Below are 19,649 nucleotides of genomic sequence, written 5' to 3' on the forward strand. Positions count from 1 at the left end.
TGCTTTTTTGAACTTTACTTCAAAACAAAATCAACATGAAATTAGAAGGAAAAGTAGCATACATCACAGGAGGAACCAAGGGTATCGGATACGGTATTGCCGAATGCTTATTGGAGCAGGGCATGAAAGTCGCCATTAGTGGACGAAGCCAAGAAAGTGCCGATGCCGCTGTAAAAAGCCTTAACAATTCGGACAAGGTGTTGGGATTGGTGTCCGATGTATCCAAGTTGGAGGATGAGAGGAAGGCCGTGGCCGACATTCTTGATAAATGGGGACAATTGGATGTGGTAATGGCCAACGCAGGCGTTGGCCATTTTGCCCCGATTGATGAATTGGAGGATGAGAAATGGCATCAGATGATCGATACCAACCTCAATGGGGTGTACCACACACTAAAAGCATCCGTGGATGCCTTGAAAAAATCTGAAGGCTACTATATGACTTTGGCCAGTTTGGCGGGAACCAACTTTTTCCCAACAGCAGCGGGTTATAATGCGACCAAGTTTGGCGTGGTCGGTTTTACCCAGGCAGCTATGTTGGATTTGAGACGGTACAACATTAAAGTTACCACCATTATGCCCGGTTCCGTGGCAAGTCATTTTAATGATCATGAACCATCGGAAAAAGATGCTTGGAAAATCCAGCCTGAGGATATCGGTAAATTGGTCATCGATTTGCTTACGATGCACCCACGTACTTTACCAAGTAAAATCGAAGTGCGTCCCACACGTCCCGATTTAAAGTAATTAATCAACTTTTTCAGTCAGTGGAACTGTAGGATTGCATATTTCATTGATTAATCGGAACAGATAACTTTCAAAGGTTGCAAGGGTATCCGTATGTATTCGGGTATCCTTGTCCTCTGAAAACGGGAACAATCCCTTGCCTAAATGTTTAAATGAAACAATTCCCGCCTTTACATCGCTTACACCATGTTTTTTGGAATATAGGTAGGCGTAACAGAGCAATTGGAAGGCCTTGCTCTTATCATAATCCATAATGATTGTTTCCCAATCGGTTATTTTCACGTTTTTGGGCTCTACCTTGCCCGTTTTGTAGTCAATAATACGAACGGTCCCGTCAAATTCGTCCACGCGGTCCAAAGTTCCCTTTAGTTTGATGGGAAAACCAAGCCCGGGAACTGTAATGAATTCTTCATAGCGTTCCTCCAGCGCCAATATTTTAATTTTATGACGCTTGAGCTGTTGGAATTCATCGTTCAAAAAGTTGTTGAGATATTTTAGGATGACATTGTAGACCAAAAGAAACTTTCCTTTGGAAACATTGACTCCGGAAAGGTTTTTGGTAAAATGATGTTGCACCACCTCGGGCACTTGCTTTTTTAGGGTTTTGATGTGTTCTTCCGTCAATACTTGATCAATGAGTGGGGTATAAAGTTGTTCCAAACTATCATGAATGATGGTCCCGAAGGTATTGGCCGCAATATTCTCTTCCACTTCTTCCAAATCATTGATCTTAAGAATGTTTCTGGTGTAAAAATCAATTGGATTCCTGATGTAATTGGTCAATGAGGTTGGTGAGAAACCGTTTTGGGCAAATGCTTTCAAGTCTTCCATGAACTGCCCATCCTTTTCAATCTGGATGAGTGGTTTGGGATCAATGGAAATTTTAGGAGTTGCAATGGTGTGCGTAATATTATTTTTTAGGTTCTTATCGGTCAGCAACTGTGTGATCAATCGACTTTTTTCCCCACCCTCCAGTACATCGGGTTCGGTGTTGTAGGTAATGTAAATGTTCTTTGCTCTTTGAATCAGCCTATAAAAGTGATACACATAGATGGCATCTTTTTCTTTGTAGGTGGGCAGACCATAATCCCGTTTTACATCAAAAGGAATAAAGGAATTGTTGGATTTTCCCGAAGGAAGGATTCCCTCGTTCACGCAGGTAATGATAACGGTTTCAAAATCGAGATTTCGGCTCTCTAGCATCCCCATGATTTGAAAGCCTGTCAATGGCTGGCCAATAAAATCCAAGGTTTCCATATTGGCCAATTCTTTGAACAGGTTTTTGATGGATTTCAGTTCTCTCATAAAGTCCACCTTGTCCAAATATTGCCCAAGTTGGTTGAAAAGGGCATAGAATCGATACAGATATTCCAGTTCCAGTGCATTTTTCTCTTCTTGATAGATGGTTTTCAAGCGTTCAATGAGCAACAGACAGTTATTTATCCAGTCCATTGGAGTTAGAGTCTCCTTTGGAAAAATGATGGACAGTAATTTTTTTGCTTTTGGGTATTTTTCGAGCTTCTCTGAGTTGATGTAAAGCAAGTTGCCCTCCTTGATATCCTTCGACATTCTTTGTGCAAAGTCACCTTGATCTTTGTTGGACAGGGTCAAGGTATAGGGGTTGGATATAAACTCCAATACCCGTTTAAAAAACCAACCTTGCTCAGAAACATTTAAGTGCAGTTCCAATAAATTCACAAAAAAGGAATACAGTACCGTTTTGTTCAACGGCATTCCCATAGTAATGTTGACTTCGGGAATTGTACTGGGAACGGCATTGAGCATCGGATTCAGTAGGGTTTCATCTGCTAGGACCAAGGCGGTTTTTGTCAGGTCAATATCTTCTTTCTCACCGATTTCTTGCAACAATTGCCCCACATATTTGGTCTGTGAGATACTTTTGGGAACACCTGTTATTCTGATGTCTTTATTGTGGAGAAAATTATCCTGTGCTTCTATGTTGTGCCCGTGCTTGTAGTAGGGCCAATTGTATAGGTACTCCCTTATAAACAAGCCTGCATCATGAATGGAGTCGTTCAAAAAATAGGAATCGATGTCCCAGTAGATATGTGAGTTGCCCTGCTCCAGATAATGTTGAATAATAGTGGATTCCGCAGCATTCAGGGCATTAAAACCAACAAATACGATGGGGGTCTGGCAAATCTCTTTACAATTTCCGTTTTGAATTGCTTTGACGGCTTCACGTTGAATCAGTCCTTGGTAGCCTCTTTTTTGCTCAAGTAGGGATTTATAAAAGCTGGTGTAGATGGTTTCGAGGTTCTTCCAGAGTTGAAGATAATTCTCGACCAGTTCCGATTTTTCATTGCTGGATGACCAATGGTTGATTTCCTTGATGGCGGATAGGTAATTCAGGATATTGGTTGCGGGAATCAGATAGCCATCAATTTCGTTGAAGTCCTGTAATAAAGTTTGCCCCCAATTGATAAAGGATGCAAAATCATCTGATTCCTCAATTTGTGATTCTTTGTACACTTTAAAGAGTTGGAGCAACAAATCAATGTTCGATGCCTGATTCAAATCGGATAGGTTTCCGATAAACTCCTGAATGGAGAGCACTTCTGGACTGAATATGTTCTTCTCCAGCCTATTGGCGATGTGTTTTTTTAAGAAGGTTCCCGACCGTTTACTGGGTAGCACAAAAGTACACTGGGTAAAATCCAGTTGTTTGGCGTGGAGGTCATCCAGTACATATTCAAGGAAAGTATCATGCATGGATTAAAAATAAAAAAGGCCCCGCATTTGCGGGGCCTTTTTCTAGAAAACTTTGTTTCTAATTATTTTACCAAGTTGATTTCAACTCGTCTGTTTTGCGCTCTACCAGCTCTTGTGTTGTTAGTTGCGATTGGCTTAGCCTCACCGTAACCGATAGCGGATAGTCTGCTTGAACTGATTCCTTTGTCGATCAAGAAATCTCTAACAGAGTTAGCTCTTTCTTCAGAAAGTTTTTGGTTCAAACTTTCGCTACCTACGCTGTCAGTGTGACCTTCTACAGTAAACTTAGCAGTAGGATACTCGTTCAAGATCTGGATGATGTCAACCATTACAGAAGTGGATTCTGCTTTGATGGAAGATTTACCAGTGTCGAACAAGATAGTTCTAGCGTAGTCGTTCAATTGTTTTTGAACTTCCTCAGTTACTTCAGGACAACCGTTGTTAGCAACAGTACCGGCAACATCTGGACATTGATCGTCTTTGTCAAGAACTCCGTCTCCGTCAGAATCTGGCCAAGGGCATCCGTTGTTTTCAGCAGGACCAGCTTCGTTAGGACACTCATCATCTTTATCAGCAACACCGTCGCCGTCAGCATCAGGACAACCAGCTAGTGCAGGAAGACCTGGAGTTTCTGGACAAGCGTCATCTTTATCGGCAACACCGTCACCGTCAGAATCAGGACATCCGTTCATTTCTTTGGAACCAGCTTCGTTAGGACAAGCATCTTTAGCATCTTCGATACCGTCACCGTCAGAATCAGGACATCCGTTGAATGCTTCCAAACCAGCTACTTCTGGACAAGCATCGTCTTTGTCGTAGATTCCATCACCATCAGTGTCAGTACCACCAAATTTGATGCTGATACCGGCCAAATGTTGGAAGTGAGAAACCAAGTAATCTTCGAAAGCGTGCTTATACTGAGTTTGAAGTGTCAAACCAAGGTTGTCTGAGAACCAAAAGTTAAGACCTACACCACCGTTTACGGTTCCAGCTCCGATTTCATCAATCCAAGTGTAACCACCGCCTACTTCTACGAAAGGATCTACAACGGTATTTTTAAGGATGTTGTATTTAATGGTACCATCTATAGCATAGTGAGAAAAGTCATCAACAGACATATCTCCTATTTTTTCGATTCTATTCAAAGAACCTCTTGCTCCTACAGAAAAACCATCTCCAACGTACTTGGAAACAGAAACGTAAGAAACCGATGGTAAAATGTTCCAGTGATCGGATACATTGAAATACTCGTCGAACAAAGTTGTGCTAGAGTAAGGATTGTCACTATCGTTAGTAGGATAAGCGTCTATTGCATTCACCCCTATGCTAACCTGCCAGGGATTATTTTCGTCTTGCGCTTGTATGCTGTTGATCCCTACAAATACAAGAGCAACAACCAATAATTTGCTAAGATGTTTCATGCTCAAAATTTTAAGTTTAAGTGTTTATCAGCAGCAAATGTAAGTTGTTAAGACTTATTAACAAAATCTAAATTTCTTTTTTTTTGACTCATTTGCCAGAAGAATTGCTGCATTTCATCGATTTTAGATGACCTTCAACGATTTCCCCACCTTTATAAAGGCATTAATCGCATGATCCAAGTGTTCTTTTTCATGTGCTGCGGAAAGCTGTACCCTGATTCTTGCTTTGTCTTTTGGAACCACAGGATAGAAGAATCCAATCACATAAATCCCTTCGTCCAATAGCATATCGGCCATATTTTGGCTCAATTTAGCATCGTAGAGCATAACTGGAACTATGGCGGAATCCCCGTCAATAATGTCAAAACCGGCGGCTTTCATTCCTTTTTTGAAATATTCCGTGTTGCTTTGGAGCTTGTCCCGCAACGATGTGTCTGTGTCCAGCATTTCAAACACCTTAATCGAAGCCCCGACAATGGCTGGCGCCAATGAATTGGAGAATAAATATGGTCTAGAGCGTTGGCGAAGTATCTCGATGATTTCTTTTTTGCCCGTAGTATAACCACCCATGGCCCCGCCCAAAGCTTTGCCGAGTGTACCGGTAATGATGTCGATACGGTCCATTACCCCTTTTTCTTCCAAGGTGCCACGACCTGTTTCGCCAATAAAGCCTGCGGCATGGCATTCATCTATCATGACCATGGCATCGTATTTGTCCGCTAGGTCACATATTTTGTCCAAAGGAGCTACAAGTCCGTCCATAGAGAAAACACCATCGGTCACGATTATTTTAAAACGAGCGCCATCGGCATTGCTTTGTTTCAGTTTTTCTTCCAGATCAGCCATATCGTTGTTGGCATACCTGTATCGCTTGGCCTTGCACAAACGTACTCCATCTATAATGGAAGCGTGGTTCAGGGAATCGGAGATAATGGCATCTTCTGAGGTGAGCAAGGGTTCAAAAACACCACCGTTGGCATCAAAAGCAGCAGCATATAATATGGTATCCTCTGTACCGTAGAAATCGGCGATTTTCTGTTCCAGTTCTTTATGAATATCCTGGGTTCCACAGATGAATCTTACCGAGGACATCCCAAAACCGTGGGTGTCCATCGTGTCTTTTGCAGCTTGGATGACATCTGGATGGGAGGATAGGCCCAAATAATTGTTCGCACAAAAATTGATGACTTCCTCGCCCGTGGAGATTTTTATGACAGCTCCTTGTGGAGAAGTAATGATCCGTTCTTTCTTAAATAGGCCAGCTTCTTCTATTTCCTTCAACTCTTTGGCCAAATGTTCTTTAATTTTTCCGTACATATCTTTGATTTAACTTTACCCTTTTTGCATTTTTATAAAATTCGTCATTTCGAGTGGATTTCACGACAGCATGAGTGAAATTTGTATCGAGAAGAAGAATTTTATTTCAAAAGGTTCTCGATATAATTTTTCGTTCCTCAAAATCACTCGAACTGACGCCTTGAACTTTTATGTTCAAAAAAACAACAGCTTAACTTTACACAAAAATAGGGTCTATTTCTTGGTCAATATAAACAATGACCGATTGTTTGATTTTATAATCCATTTCTCTTAAAATATCCGCGTAGTTGGCAATCTGCTCTTTGTGCTTGGGCGATGGTTTTCCTGTTTTGTAGTCAATAATAGTGGCTTCGTTTCCTGAGATAACGATTCTATCGGGGCGAAGCGAATGTCCGTTCGTTGTCAGGATTTCCCTTTCATTCAATATGTGAAGATTATCCAAGAACAAATCCTTCAATTTTGGATGGTTCACAACGGCCATGATTTTTTGTTTGATGTCACTTGCGGCCTTTTGAGGAAAATGTCCTGCTATCTCCAGACGTTCCAAAACGGTATCAATGTCGGTTATGGTTTCAATTTGGCTCAAGGCAAAGTGGATCACATTTCCCATTTCAATGGCCTCCATCCGTTCATCGTCCCACATGCGACCTGATTTTGTGGAAATGGTAAACCCAGTATCCCCTTTGGGTCTAGTGATGTAGGAAATATAATTTTCTGTTGACTTGGAAGGAGAGGTTTCCATTTTCTTTGATGGAAATGTTCCGATGATATGCGCTCCAGTTTCATTTTTGGGAATGTTCTTTTGCTGCATGTACCATTGAAAAAGACCAGAGTAGGATGAAGCATCCTCGATGGAAGCGACATCTTTCTTAGGGGTTTCGGTAATTACAAAGAGTCCTTTTACGGGACGGGTAAGGGCCACGTAGAGCACGTTCATCGAATCCAACAAGGTCTTTTGCTCTTCTGCCACATATTTTTCTTTGGCAATCTCGTTGTATTCCAACATATCCTTATTGTTGTTGATCAAGAACTCATCCAGCCCCAAACCTTCATCATTGGTGGTGGCTGGTACCCAAGCCTTCTTTTTCTTTCGTTTGTCGTCCAGAACGGCATTCGCAAAAGGGAAAATCACAAAAGGAAACTCTAGCCCCTTGGCTTTGTGGATGGTCATGATTTTTACAGCATCCACTCCATCGGGTGCGGCAATGGACAGGGATTCTTTTTTTACCTCCCAATAATCAAGGAAGGCATAAACACTGGGCCCTTCCCTTTTTTCCAGATCGAGCACTTCGTCCATCAAAAAGGAAATATGTGCCACGGAACCTTGGTAAAGCTCAAATTGTACAATGGCGGTTTCCAGTATGGTCAATACAGGCTCTCCTTTTAACCCATTTATGTTGAAATTGTATTCGAAGGCCAAGAACGTTTCAATGTTATCTAAGTTTTTACTGATGAAGTTGTGCTTGCCATTTTCGTCAGGGGACAGATACATTAATATATGGTATGCCGCCTCTCGGTCTTTTGCGTTCTCAAAAATCCGGAGCATTGATATCAAAAAAATGACTTTCTCATTCTTTGCCAGCAAAAGTGCATCCGAAGAAATTATGGGGATGTTCTGCTGCGCTAAAAAATCCGCCAACAACATTCCTTTTCTATTGTCGCGCACCAGCACGCAGATATCCGAATAAGCGTGATTTTCCGAAACAATGGTTTGGATGGATTTCAAGGTTTCTTCACAATAGACTTCATCCTTGTTTTCCAGATCGGCATCCAAAAAGGACATTTGAATGAAGCCTCCAGGCTTGTTGTTGGTTTTTTGATGGGAATCGTTTAAAAATAGATTTCGATAATCTTCATTGGCAAGCACAGGAGCCGTTTCTGTAAAGAAGCTATTGTTAAAGTTGACGATTTCGTCAAAACTGCGCCAATTCGTATCCAACGAACGAACACTTGGTTCCACAACAAATGGGTGCGATTTTCCATTGATCAGGTTCAAGAACTGTTCTGCACGTCCTCCGCGCCAGCGATAAATGGCCTGTTTTACATCGCCCACCAAAAACAGGGAACCGCGTTCGTGTTTTTCATCTTCGCTTTCCAAGGCATTGCCAATAAGCGGCACCAAGTTTTCCCATTGCATTTTGGAAGTATCCTGGAACTCATCAATAAAATAATGACGGTATTTTTCGCCCATCCGTTCATAAATGAACGGTACAGGTTGATTCTTGATTTCTTTGGAGAGAATCGCATTTAGAGAAGAAATGGGGATAATGTCCCTGTCCAGCTCAATATTTTTGATTTCCTTGGCGATTTCGTTCAAGACTGTCATCGGCACTATATTGCCATACATATTTTGGAGATAGCTGTGTCGATAAGCAAGACGTTTTATAGTGAGATACTTTTCCAAAATGATCGCGGCCAATTGGGTTACGTCTCTTTTGTCGGTTGCTTTGAGCAACTTACCTTCCGCCAGATTGGGTTCCAAGGTTTTGGCGGCATATAATTTTTTTGGGTTGAGTTCACCATCCATCATTTTTTTAAAATGATTGGGCAAAGTTTGTCTAGGAAAATCACTAGGCTCAAATCCCTGTTGCTGTATTTCTTGGAGCACATTTTGAGCCATTTGTATAACTTTTTCCTCAATGACTTTGCTTTCTGATGCTATCCGTTTTTGGATGTCTTGAAAGTCTCCGATGGATTTTTCACGTAGAGGCTCCAAATGTTCCGAGTGATTTTCTTGAAAAAGTAGCTCTCCAATTTGTTTTAGGTCATAAGCGATGTTCCAGCTTTTGTCATCATCGATTTTTTCGAGCGAAAAGGCAATCAGGACCTCCGTGAGTTTTTCGTCGTTGCCGGCACGTTCCAGCAATCTTCCCACGGCTTCTTCCAACAATAGGTCTAGATTGAGTTCCACCTCAAAATTTTGGGAAAGGTGGAGGTCGCGGGCAAAGGTTTTTATGATTTTGTGGTTGAACTTGTCAATTGTCGAAATCTCAAAAAAGGAATAATTATGAAGAATCCGTTTTAAAATGAGTTGGGATCGTTGCCGAAGTTTTTCCTCGGTAAGGGATAGCTCAAGACAAAGGGATTCGAACAAACTTTTCTGCTTTTCGGGAACCTGATCATGGCCAAAGGCGAACAAGTTGTCCAATATCCGGCTCTTCATTTCGTCCACCGCCTTATTGGTAAATGTAATGGCCAGGATTTGGCGGAATTTTACCGCAGCATCGTTGGAAAGCAATAGTTTGAGGTATGCTTTTGCAAGGGCATAGGTCTTGCCCGAACCTGCGGATGCGCTGTATATTTTAAAATTGGAGCCCTCCAAAAACCTTTTTCCTGCAAAATAAGGATTCCTTACCTGATGTTAACATGGTTTTAGCGGAATATAAATGTTAAAACCCCTATTTTTACGTAAATTGATTAATAACCTAAAAAAAGAGAATATTATGGCTTTTGAGTTACCTAAATTACCGTATGCATACGATGCATTGGAACCTCATATAGATGCTAGGACCATGGAAATCCACCATACCAAGCACCACAACGGCTATACCACTAAGTTGAATGCCGCTATCGATGGAACAGATTTGGACGGAAAAGGAATTGAGGATATTCTTTCCAATTTGGATATGTCCAATGCCGCTGTCAGAAACAACGGTGGTGGATTTTTTAACCATAGCCTTTTTTGGGAAGTGATGTCTCCAAACGGTGGAGGAACTCCATCCGGTGAGTTGGCTTCCGCAATCGATGAGGCTTTTGGTTCTTTTGATGCTTTCAAAGAGAAATTTTCAGCGGCCGCCGCCACCCAGTTTGGGTCAGGTTGGGCTTGGTTGTGTGTAAATAAAGGAGGTAAATTGGAGGTTTGCTCCACGCCAAACCAAGACAACCCCATTATGCCAGGAGTAACCTGCGAAGGACAACCTATTTTAGGATTGGATGTTTGGGAGCATGCGTACTATTTGAACTATCAGAACAAGCGACCAGAATACATCGATGCATTCTTCAATGTGATCAATTGGGACAAGGTTGCCGAAAATTATGCTGCTAAAAAATAGAGTGGTATTTAAGATAATCAAAAAGCCGTTCACTCTAGTGAACGGCTTTTTTGTGTTCAATTTTTTAAAATAGAAAAGGGCGAGGAAGCCCTCGCCCTTTTCGTCCCAAATCTTACCATAAACTTAACCTACTTATGCTATGGCGGGACTAAAATACTGGTATTGTGCAAAATAACAAAGGGTTTTAAAAAATATTTTACGTTTTTGAAGAAAAAGAAAACGTGCAGTTCATCGATAAAACGGATAAAACCTTGGTAGTCAAATATAAAGAAGGCGGAGCATGCTCCGCCTTCTTTCCCCAAATCTTACCATGAACTTAACCTACTTATGCTATGGTTCTCCAAATGTAAGCCAAGCATGGTTTGTAGGCCTAAGCTTTTAGATGAAACTCCCTTTAATTGGTTGAAGTGTTCAATGGGGGCCCTGAATTGATAAATGTCAAGAAAGTTGTGCTTTTTTGATGGTTTAGGGAAAGTGCAGAAAATAAAAAAGGTGGAATAGCTTCCACCTTTTTTGCCCCAAATCTTACCATGAACTTAACCTACTTATGCTATGGCAAGTACTAAAGTAGGATTGCGGGTTGCTGTACGTATAAAAACCCGCCATACTGCTAGTTTCATCGATAAAACGCACAGATTGCGCTCTTTTTCTATGTTATTGATTAATAAGCTCTTTCGTTCTTACCTTCAAAAAAGTTGATAAAAGCCTTGTTGACCACCCTGTTACCTCCAGGTGTTGGATAATTTCCTGTGAAATACCAGTCACCCAAATTTTTAGGACAAGCACTGTGTAGTCCTTCAATGGTTTGATAGATGATCTCCACTTCTGCATTGATCCCTTCGGGGCTCAATATTTCGCCAATCTTTTTGGAAATCTGCTTGGCAGAGAACGGGGCATAAAACTCCTTCACGTAGTTCACTGCTTCTTTATTGGATGCACCCACCTGAGTGAGGCACTTCTCATAGATTTCCTTGACCAAATGGGTGGTTCCGTGGTCTTCATGAAGGGCCAAAGCGGCCTTAAATGCTACAAAGTCTTCCAGTCTGGCCATATCGATACCGTAACAATCCGGATAACGAATCTGCGGAGCAGAGGAAACCACTACTATTTTCTTGGGGGACAATCTGTCCAAGATTTTAAGGATACTTCGTTTCAATGTAGTTCCGCGAACAATACTATCATCGATAATAACCAAGTTGTCCGTAGGTTTTACCGAACCATAAGAAATATCGTAAACGTGTGTTACCAAATCATCACGACTGCTATCTTGCGTGATAAATGTTCTCAGCTTTGCATCTTTAATGGCGACCTTTTCAATACGTGGTCGAATATTCAATATTTTATGAAGTTCTTCTGCCTTCATATTGGAACCCAAGGCCAAAATCTGCTCCTCTTTTTTCTTGTTGAGGTAATTCTGGGCCTCTTTAACCATTCCAAAGAACGATGTTTCCGCTGTGTTGGGGATATAAGAGAATACGGTGTTCTCCAAATCGTTGTCGATGGACTTCAATATTTCGGGAAATACGAGTTTCCCCAATTTTTTTCTTTCCTGATAGATTTCCTTGTCACTGCCACGGGAAAAATAGATGCGTTCAAAGGAACAAGCCTTACGTTCCGTTGGCTCCAATATCTTTTTGAGGTCCATGGAACCACTTTTCTTGACGATTACGGCATGTCCAGGGTCCAGTTCATGCACATCATCAAAATTGACATTGAAGACGGTTTGAATCACAGGGCGTTCCGATGCTACGACGACTACTTCATCATCCTTATAATAATAAGCGGGTCGTATGCCTGCGGGGTCACGCATTACAAAGGCATCCCCATGTCCGATAAGTCCGCTCATGGCATAGCCACCATCCCAGTTTTTTGAAGCTTTCCTCAAAATCTTGGCTACGTTCAGTCGCTCTGCAATCAAGGCAGAAGCTTCTCTTTTGGTATATCCTTCTTTTTTGATCTGTTTGTAGAGCTTGGCCACGGCATCATCCAAAAAGTGACCGATTTTTTCCATTACGGTTACCGTGTCCGCTTTTTCCTTGGGATGCTGTCCCAGTTCCACCAAGTTGCCAAAGAGTTCATCAACATTGGTCATGTTAAAGTTTCCTGCAACGATAAGATTACGGTGCATCCAGTTGTTCTGTCTCAAAAAAGGGTGTACGCTCTCTATGCTGTTTTTTCCGAAGGTACCGTAACGAACATGCCCCATTAAAAGTTCTCCGATGTAGGGAATGTTCTTTTTTTGCCAAGCCACATCGTGTTCGTGCTCCGGATTTTCCGCCAAGGCCGTGTTGATACGGTTGTTTATCTGGGCAAAAATATCCTGAATGGGCTGTTGTTGGGCAGATCGTACACGGCTCATGTACCTCTCTCCAGGCTCCATGTCCATTTTTATGCTGGCAAAGCCCGCACCATCCTGTCCGCGGTTGTGTTGCTTTTCCATCATCAAATACATCTTGTTTACACCGTAGAAAGCCGTACCGTACTTTTCTTTGTAGTATTCCAGAGGTTTAAGCAAACGGATCAACGATATTCCGCATTCGTGCTTAATGGGATCACTCATAACAAACCAAATAAAAAAGCCCCGAAATTTTCAGGGCAAACATTTATGTTAATTCAATATTGAACTGCGTCAATTCTTTAAACTGTACCAAGCGGGCCTCGACCTCGCTCTTTTTTAAATCCACCATCCGTTCGGTTCCAAAACGTTCCACACAGAACGATGCCAAATTGGATCCATGGATAATGGCGTTTTTCATGCTTTCGAAAGAAATGTTTTCTGCCTCTGTCAGATATCCTGCAAAACCTCCGGCAAAGGTATCTCCTGCACCTGTCGGATCAAAAACTTCTTCCAAAGGAAGAGCGGGCGCAAAGAAAATATTGTCTTTATGGAACAAAAGTGCTCCATGCTCCCCTTTTTTGATGACCACATATTTAGGGCCCATTTCCTGGATCTTGGCGGCAGCTTTCACCAAAGAATATTCGTTGGTCATCTGTCGCGCCTCTTCATCGTTAATGGTAATGACATCGATTTTGGAAATGACCGCCATCAATTCATCCCATGTATTGTCCATCCAAAAATTCATGGTATCCAAAACTATAAGTTTTGGTCGTTTTTCCATCTGATTGATTACACTCAGTTGGATGTTGGGGTGAAGGTTACCGAGCATTACAATATCTGCCTCGGTATAATCGTTGGGCACAACGGGGTTAAAATCGGCCAAGGTATTCAGTTCTGTGGCCAAAGTATCCCTGGAATTCAGGTCGTTATGGTACTTTCCTTCCCAAAAGAAGGTTTTTCCTCCTTTTACCACTTCAACCCCCGAAAGATCAATGTCCTTGTTTTTTAAAATATCCATGTAAGATTCCGGAAAATCATCTCCCACTACGGATACAATCGCGGAGTCAATTTTAAACTGTGAAGCTGCCAAACCGATAAAGGTTCCAGCGCCCCCCAATATTCTTCCTGTTTTCCCGAACGGTGTTTCAATGGCATCGAAAGCCATGGTTCCCACGATCAGTAATTTGCCCATTCCCTAATTTTTGCTGCAAATATACGGTATGGTTGTGCCAATTATCAAAAAATGGGTGTTTTGTTCGTGAAACGGATTATTTTCTTCCGAAATCAGCAGGAATTTCGCCCCAAGCTTTGGTCTCCCATTTTACGATGGGAGTATTGAACCGATTCTTTTTGAGCCACTCTTCGGCACGTTCGATCAGTTCAAAAAGTTGGGCGTTTTTAGCTGTTTTGTTCAGTTTGGTGCCACATTTTTTCTTTCGCACCCATCCGATGGCGATTCTCGAATCTGAATAGAGGATGCGGTCACTTTTTTGTTGTTTCAAGAAAGCGAGACCATGGACCAGTGCCAAAAATTCCCCAACATTGCTCGTACCCTGCTCGAAAGGACCTTGATGGAAAAGAACTCGCTTGGTTTTGGTATCCACACCGCGATATTCCATTTTTCCCGGATTTCCGCTGGACGCAGCGTCCACGGCGATGGAGTTGTAGTTGGGGTCCCCAATTTTGAGGAGCTCTTCTGGAGTGAGTTCCTTTTTGCCTTTGGATTTGCCCTTATACTCCAAATAGTTGCTGTTGAAGGCTTTTTTTGCTTCTTCAAAAGTGGCGAACGATTTGTATTGTGCCCCTTTTACCCCATCAATTTGAGCCTTGCAATCTGCCCAGGACTCAAAAATACCAGGGTGCTTGCCTTTCCAAACCACATAAAACTTCTTTTTTTTGGCCATTAGGACAGCAGTTTTTCTATCACTTTCGGAAAATGCTCATATTCCAGTTGGTGCACTTTTTGGGCAATGGTATTGGCATCGTCCGAAGACTCCACTAAAGTTGTGGCTTGAAAGATGATGGCGCCCTCATCATAATTTTCGTTTACATAATGTATGGTAATGCCCGTTTCGGTCTCATTATTATCTTTCACGGCTTGGTGCACTCTTTCCCCATACATGCCTTTTCCTCCATATTTTGGCAATAGGGCAGGATGAATATTGATGATTTTATCTGGAAATGCTTCGATGAGGTTGGATGGAATCTTCCATAGAAATCCAGCAAGTACGATGAGGTCAGTCTGTAAGCCCTTAAGAAACTGTACCACGGCATCGGAATCTTTAAAAGCAGCCTTGTTGAAATAGAAGGCGGGAACGTGGAGTCGGTCACAACGCTCGAGCACTTTTGCCGAACTCTTATTGGTAAGTACCGCGGATACTGTTATGTTGGATTTCTGACGAAAAAAGGAAATAATATTTTCTGCATTGGATCCGCTTCCCGAGGCGAAGATTACAATTCGTTTCATTCGTTAGGAATTCATATGATTTTGGACTAAATTACGTCGGCTAAAGTAAGATACAGTAATTAAAGATGTTTAATTTGGAGCACATTTTATCGTCAAATAGTGTATTTAATCCAAAGTTTTATATTTTTGCCAACGATTTAAATTTTTAAAACCACAATAATTATGTCAGACATTGCATCAAGAGTAAAGGCTATCATCGTTGATAAACTAGGTGTAGATGAAAATGAAGTAGTTGCAGAAGCTAGCTTTACCAACGACTTAGGAGCGGATTCCTTGGACACTGTTGAACTTATCATGGAGTTTGAGAAAGAATTTGATATTCAGATACCAGATGACCAAGCAGAGAACATTGCCACTGTTGGTCAGGCCATTAGCTACATTGAAGAAGCTAAGTAATTATATGATATATCGCTAAAGATTATAAATTATCCATGTGGTTATTATCACATGGATAATTTTTTTTATAATTTACGTCTAAAGGGTAAAAAAATAGTTCAATGCAGTTAAAGCGAGTTGTGGTTACCGGAATGGGAGCGTTAACGCCCATAGGTAACAATTTGGAAGCTTATTGGGAAGGACTACGGACCGGTAAGAGCGGTTCTGCCCCCATTACTTATTTCGATACCGAAAAATTTAAAACAAAGTTTGCTTGCGAGCTCAAGGGTTACGATCCTTCCGATTTTTTTGACCGCAAGGAAGCCAGAAAACTCGACAGGTTCGCCCAATATGCCTTGGTGTCTTCAGACGAAGCCATTGCAGACTCTGGGATTGACCTGGACGTTGTAGACAAGTTTAGGGTAGGCGTTATATGGGGTGCAGGAATAGGCGGATTGGAAACTTTTCAAAATGAGGTGATCAACTATGCCAATGGCGATGGTACACCGCGTTTCAATCCATTCTTTATTCCTAAAATGATCGCAGATATCGCGCCTGGTAACATTTCCATCAAACATGGATTTATGGGACCAAACTATACCACAGTTTCTGCTTGTGCCTCTTCGGCCAATGCCATGATCGATGCGCTTAACTATATTAGGTTAGGTCATTGTGATGTTGTTGTTACCGGTGGTAGTGAGGCAGCTGTAACTATTGCAGGTATGGGCGGATTTAACGCCATGCATGCACTTTCTACCAGAAACGAAAGTCCTGAAACCGCTTCCAGACCATTTGATGCTACCCGAGATGGGTTTGTATTGGGTGAAGGTGGAGGTGCACTTATACTTGAAGAGTATGAGCACGCCAAAGCTAGAGGAGCTAAGATATACGCAGAAGTTTTGGGCGGGGGGCTATCCAGTGATGCCCACCACATGACCGCACCGCATCCTGAAGGGATTGGGGTGGTTAAGGTTATGGAAAACTGCTTACAGAACGCTGGGCTAAAGCCAGAAGATGTTGATGCTATTAACACTCACGGAACTTCAACACCGCTTGGGGATGTTGCTGAGCTAAAAGCAATTTCCAAAGTATTCGGTGAGCATGCCAAAAATATCAATATCAACTCAACCAAGTCCATGACCGGACATTTGTTGGGTGCGGCAGGAGCCATTGAGGCTATTGCATCTATTTTGGCAATGGAGCACAATTTAGTACCTCCTACCATTAACCATAGTGTTGTTGATGAGCAAATCGATTCATCGCTAAACTTGACCTTGAACAAGGCCCAAGAGCGTGAGGTAAAGGTAGCTATGAGCAATACATTTGGCTTTGGAGGACACAATGCTTGTGTCTTATTCAAAAAAATAGGGTAGTTTTGTAACATGAAACTTACTTCCAAAATATTCAATTCCCATCCGAGCACGGATGGGGATTTTTTTTTGGGAATGAAAAGAATTCTTGGGTTTAAGCCCAAGAACTTGGAAATCTTTAAAACAGCATTCCTGCATAGGTCCATGAATAAAAAGGACGATAAGGGAAACCCGGTCAACTACGAACGTTTGGAATTTTTGGGTGACTCCATGCTTGGAACCATCATCTCTAAATATTTATACAACGAAGTCCCGGAAGGGGATGAGGGCTACTTGACTAAAATGCGCTCCAAGGTGGTCAGTCGAAAGCACTTGAACGAACTAGGCAAGGATTTGGGACTGTTGAAGTATGTGGAAAGTAGGATTCCCAAAGAACATTTCGGGGAAAATATTCATGGGAATGTATTTGAAGCCCTAGTGGGAGCAATCTATCTGGATAGGGGCTATGCCTACTGTGAAAAGTTTATTGATGAGCGCGTGATAGAACCCTATGTGGACATAGAGCAGCTCGAGGGCAAGGTCATCAGTTACAAAAGTTTAGTGATCGAATGGTGCCAAAAAGAGAAAAAATCCTTCAATTACAATGTGTACGAGGACACTGGCAATGATGAGCTGAAACATTTTGCCGTAAAACTTACCATTGGGGACAGAATGCTTGCTAAAGCAAGAGCCACATCCAAGAAAAAAGCAGAGGAAAAGGCATCCAAACGAGCCTATTTTGCATTGCAGAACAGGATTGAAAACAAGTAACTTTAAATAATGGTAAACTCAAACGTTTTCGCTTGTTTTTAGAAGTGTATTGTTATGTATTAACTAGGCATTCAATGGGATTAAGCCTATATTTACCGTTCGTGTTATGGGCATGTTAACAACGCATAAGATATCGGCAGACCTCTACGATGATGGTTTTTCTCTTATCGCCATACACAGTAACCTGGAAGATTATGCCATTACCTATGCCATAAACTCCATCTGTGGGCTATACTTAAAACGCATGGAAAAAGACCTGCACCTTGATGATCGTATGTCTTTTTCAGTGTTCGATTGGGACGATGAGATAAACGATGAGTATTGGACACTTATTTCGAACAAGTGCGAAGTTGAGGAAGAGATCCCTTCATTGGGACTGTTTGAAAACAATATTTCCAAGAGAACCGATTACTTGGTAAGAGAACGTAAAGAAGTTGATTATTTTTTGAAAGTGGATGCAGCAGATGAAACGATGTTTTCCCATAAAATAAAATCCATAAACCAGATTGCCAAGGTAATTACTGCATATCCATTGGACACGCAAAACTTAAAATCAAAAAGAAATTTAATCTTTTAACAATGCCAACTAGAAAGAAGACTAAAATTGTAGCGACCCTGGGACCCGCCACCAGTAAAAAGGAAGTTCTAAAGGAAATGATCCTGGCAGGTGTAGATGTTTTTAGAATTAATTTTTCCCACGCTGCTTACGAAGATGTTGCCGAACGAATCAAAATGATAAGGGAGCTCAATGAGGAGTTGGAAATCAACACAGCCATACTTGCCGATTTACAAGGCCCTAAATTAAGAGTTGGGGTAATGGGCGGCGAAGCCATAGTTTCCCCAGGTGATGAAGTTACTTTTGTTACAGGCGAGCCTTTCGAGGGAACGGCCGAAAGAGTATACATGAACTACCAAAGTTTTCCAAAGGATGTAAAAGCTGGAGAGCGTATTTTGCTTGATGATGGCAAGCTTATTTTTGAAGTGAAATCCACCAATGGAGAGGATGAAGTAGTAGCTACAGTAATTCAAGGCGGTCCCTTAAAATCCAAAAAAGGGGTAAACCTGCCCAATACGGATATTTCTTTACCAGCTCTTACCAAAAAAGACATCAAGGATGCCATTTTTGCCATTGGGCAAGATGTGGACTGGATTGCATTGTCGTTTGTGCGCCACGCACAAGATTTGTACGACCTTCATAATTTGATCAAGGAGCACACAGAACATAAAATCCCTGTGATTTCCAAAATTGAAAAGCCGGAAGCACTGGAAAATATCGATGAAATTGTAAAGGCTTCGGACGGACTTATGGTGGCCCGTGGAGACTTGGGTGTGGAGATTCCTGCACAAGAAGTTCCATTGGTTCAGAAAAAATTGGTATTGAGTGCCAAAAAAGGTAGAATTCCAGTAATTATTGCCACTCAGATGATGGAGACCATGATCACCAGCTTAACACCCACCCGTGCCGAGGTAAATGATGTGGCCAATTCCGTAATGGACGGTGCCGATGCCGTAATGCTTTCTGGGGAAACTTCTGTTGGGAATTATCCAGTTCAGGTAATCGAAAAAATGGCAAGCATTGTAACCAGTGTTGAAAATTCCAGCTTGATCAAGGTCCCCCAGAACCCACCACATATTCGCACCAAAAGATATATTACCAAGTCAGTATGTTATCATGCGGCCCTAATGGCCAATGAAATCTCGGCAAAAGCCATTTCCACATTGACCAATAGTGGCTACACGGCTTTCCAGATATCAGCTTGGAGACCTGCTGCGCACATCCTTGTATTTACATCCAACAAAAGGATATTGACCCAGTTGAACCTATTGTGGGGCGTAAAAGCATTCTATTACGATAAGTTCGTGTCAACTGACCAAACCATTGAAGATGTGAACCAAATCGCCTGTAAAAAAGGTTTCTTGGAAGTAGGGGATATGCTGATTAGTTTGGCGGCTATGCCGATTAAAGAAAAAGGAATGGTAAATACCTTGCGTGTAACCGAAATAGAGAGCTGTAATTTCTAACAGTCTTACATACATGAATATCCAAAAGGCGTACATTTTTGATGTACGCCTTTTTTAT

General features: G+C 41.8%; 15 protein-coding genes. 7 read left to right on the top strand and 8 right to left on the bottom strand.

The window, feature by feature from the left end; translation table 11 throughout:
- The first annotated feature begins 35 nt into the window (after window positions 1-35).
- The gene (locus PY092_RS02185) at window positions 36-746 is read left to right on the top strand and encodes an SDR family oxidoreductase (protein ID WP_275614212.1); all 711 of its coding nucleotides are present in this window, start codon (window positions 36-38) and stop codon (window positions 744-746) included.
- Here PY092_RS02185 and PY092_RS02190 read toward each other — a convergent pair whose 3' ends face one another.
- The 4 genes from PY092_RS02190 to PY092_RS02205 all read right to left on the bottom strand — a co-directional run bounded on the left by PY092_RS02190 (window position 747) and on the right by PY092_RS02205 (window position 9,539).
- Window positions 747-3,479 (bottom strand): PD-(D/E)XK nuclease family protein, encoded by a 2,733-nt coding sequence (locus tag PY092_RS02190; RefSeq protein ID WP_275614213.1) that lies wholly within the window; start codon window positions 3,477-3,479, stop codon window positions 747-749.
- A 62-nt stretch (window positions 3,480-3,541) separates the two neighbouring features.
- Entirely contained in the window at window positions 3,542-4,900 is a 1,359-nt protein-coding gene (locus PY092_RS02195; RefSeq protein ID WP_275614214.1) for an OmpA family protein, read from the bottom strand.
- Between the two features lie 123 nt (window positions 4,901-5,023).
- Window positions 5,024-6,217 carry a glycine C-acetyltransferase gene (kbl, locus tag PY092_RS02200; protein ID WP_275614215.1) on the bottom strand — a complete coding sequence of 398 codons (1,194 nt, stop codon included), beginning with the start codon at window positions 6,215-6,217 and terminating at the stop codon, window positions 5,024-5,026.
- A 196-nt stretch (window positions 6,218-6,413) separates the two neighbouring features.
- Window positions 6,414-9,539 (bottom strand): UvrD-helicase domain-containing protein, encoded by a 3,126-nt coding sequence (locus tag PY092_RS02205; protein ID WP_275614216.1) that lies wholly within the window; start codon window positions 9,537-9,539, stop codon window positions 6,414-6,416.
- A 121-nt stretch (window positions 9,540-9,660) separates the two neighbouring features.
- On the opposite strand from PY092_RS02205, the gene PY092_RS02210 reads away from it, so the two are divergent.
- Complete coding sequence (locus PY092_RS02210) at window positions 9,661-10,269, top strand: superoxide dismutase (protein WP_275614217.1); 609 nt, start codon at window positions 9,661-9,663, stop codon at window positions 10,267-10,269.
- Between the two features lie 661 nt (window positions 10,270-10,930).
- Here the strand turns inward: PY092_RS02210 and PY092_RS02215 are convergent.
- From PY092_RS02215 to purN, 4 genes are all read right to left on the bottom strand, one after another.
- Entirely contained in the window at window positions 10,931-12,829 is a 1,899-nt protein-coding gene (locus tag PY092_RS02215; protein ID WP_275614218.1) for an amidophosphoribosyltransferase, read from the bottom strand.
- Between the two features lie 43 nt (window positions 12,830-12,872).
- Window positions 12,873-13,799: a PfkB family carbohydrate kinase gene (locus tag PY092_RS02220; protein ID WP_275614219.1), complete on the bottom strand. Its 927-nt coding sequence runs from the start codon at window positions 13,797-13,799 to the stop codon at window positions 12,873-12,875.
- 76 nt (window positions 13,800-13,875) lie between these two features.
- Window positions 13,876-14,511, bottom strand: a complete 636-nt coding sequence (locus PY092_RS02225) for a ribonuclease H family protein (RefSeq protein ID WP_275614220.1) — start codon at window positions 14,509-14,511, stop codon at window positions 13,876-13,878.
- A complete protein-coding gene (gene purN / locus PY092_RS02230) occupies window positions 14,511-15,074 on the bottom strand; it encodes a phosphoribosylglycinamide formyltransferase (RefSeq protein WP_275614221.1) in 564 nt (187 codons plus the stop codon). Before purN ends, PY092_RS02225 begins: the two co-directional genes overlap by 1 nt.
- A 162-nt stretch (window positions 15,075-15,236) precedes the next feature.
- Here purN and PY092_RS02235 point away from each other — a divergent pair, with 162 nt between their 5' ends.
- The 5 genes from PY092_RS02235 (at window position 15,237) to pyk (ending at window position 19,591) form a co-directional block, all read left to right on the top strand.
- Window positions 15,237-15,470 (top strand): acyl carrier protein, encoded by a 234-nt coding sequence (locus tag PY092_RS02235; protein ID WP_009778413.1) that lies wholly within the window; start codon window positions 15,237-15,239, stop codon window positions 15,468-15,470.
- 101 nt (window positions 15,471-15,571) lie between these two features.
- Window positions 15,572-16,822, top strand: coding sequence for a beta-ketoacyl-ACP synthase II (fabF, locus tag PY092_RS02240; RefSeq protein ID WP_275614222.1), 1,251 nt, complete (start codon window positions 15,572-15,574; stop codon window positions 16,820-16,822).
- A gap of 9 nt (window positions 16,823-16,831) precedes the next feature.
- A complete protein-coding gene (rnc, locus tag PY092_RS02245; protein ID WP_275614223.1) occupies window positions 16,832-17,569 on the top strand; it encodes a ribonuclease III in 738 nt (245 codons plus the stop codon).
- A 106-nt stretch (window positions 17,570-17,675) separates the two neighbouring features.
- Window positions 17,676-18,146: an IPExxxVDY family protein gene (locus PY092_RS02250; protein ID WP_275614224.1), complete on the top strand. Its 471-nt coding sequence runs from the start codon at window positions 17,676-17,678 to the stop codon at window positions 18,144-18,146.
- 2 nt (window positions 18,147-18,148) lie between these two features.
- Window positions 18,149-19,591, top strand: a complete 1,443-nt coding sequence (pyk, locus tag PY092_RS02255) for a pyruvate kinase (protein WP_275614225.1) — start codon at window positions 18,149-18,151, stop codon at window positions 19,589-19,591.
- Window positions 19,592-19,649 lie beyond the last annotated feature (58 nt).

The sequence above is a fragment of the Flagellimonas yonaguniensis genome (genome assembly GCF_029193885.1).
In the GTDB taxonomy this organism is placed as follows: domain Bacteria; phylum Bacteroidota; class Bacteroidia; order Flavobacteriales; family Flavobacteriaceae; genus Flagellimonas; species Flagellimonas yonaguniensis.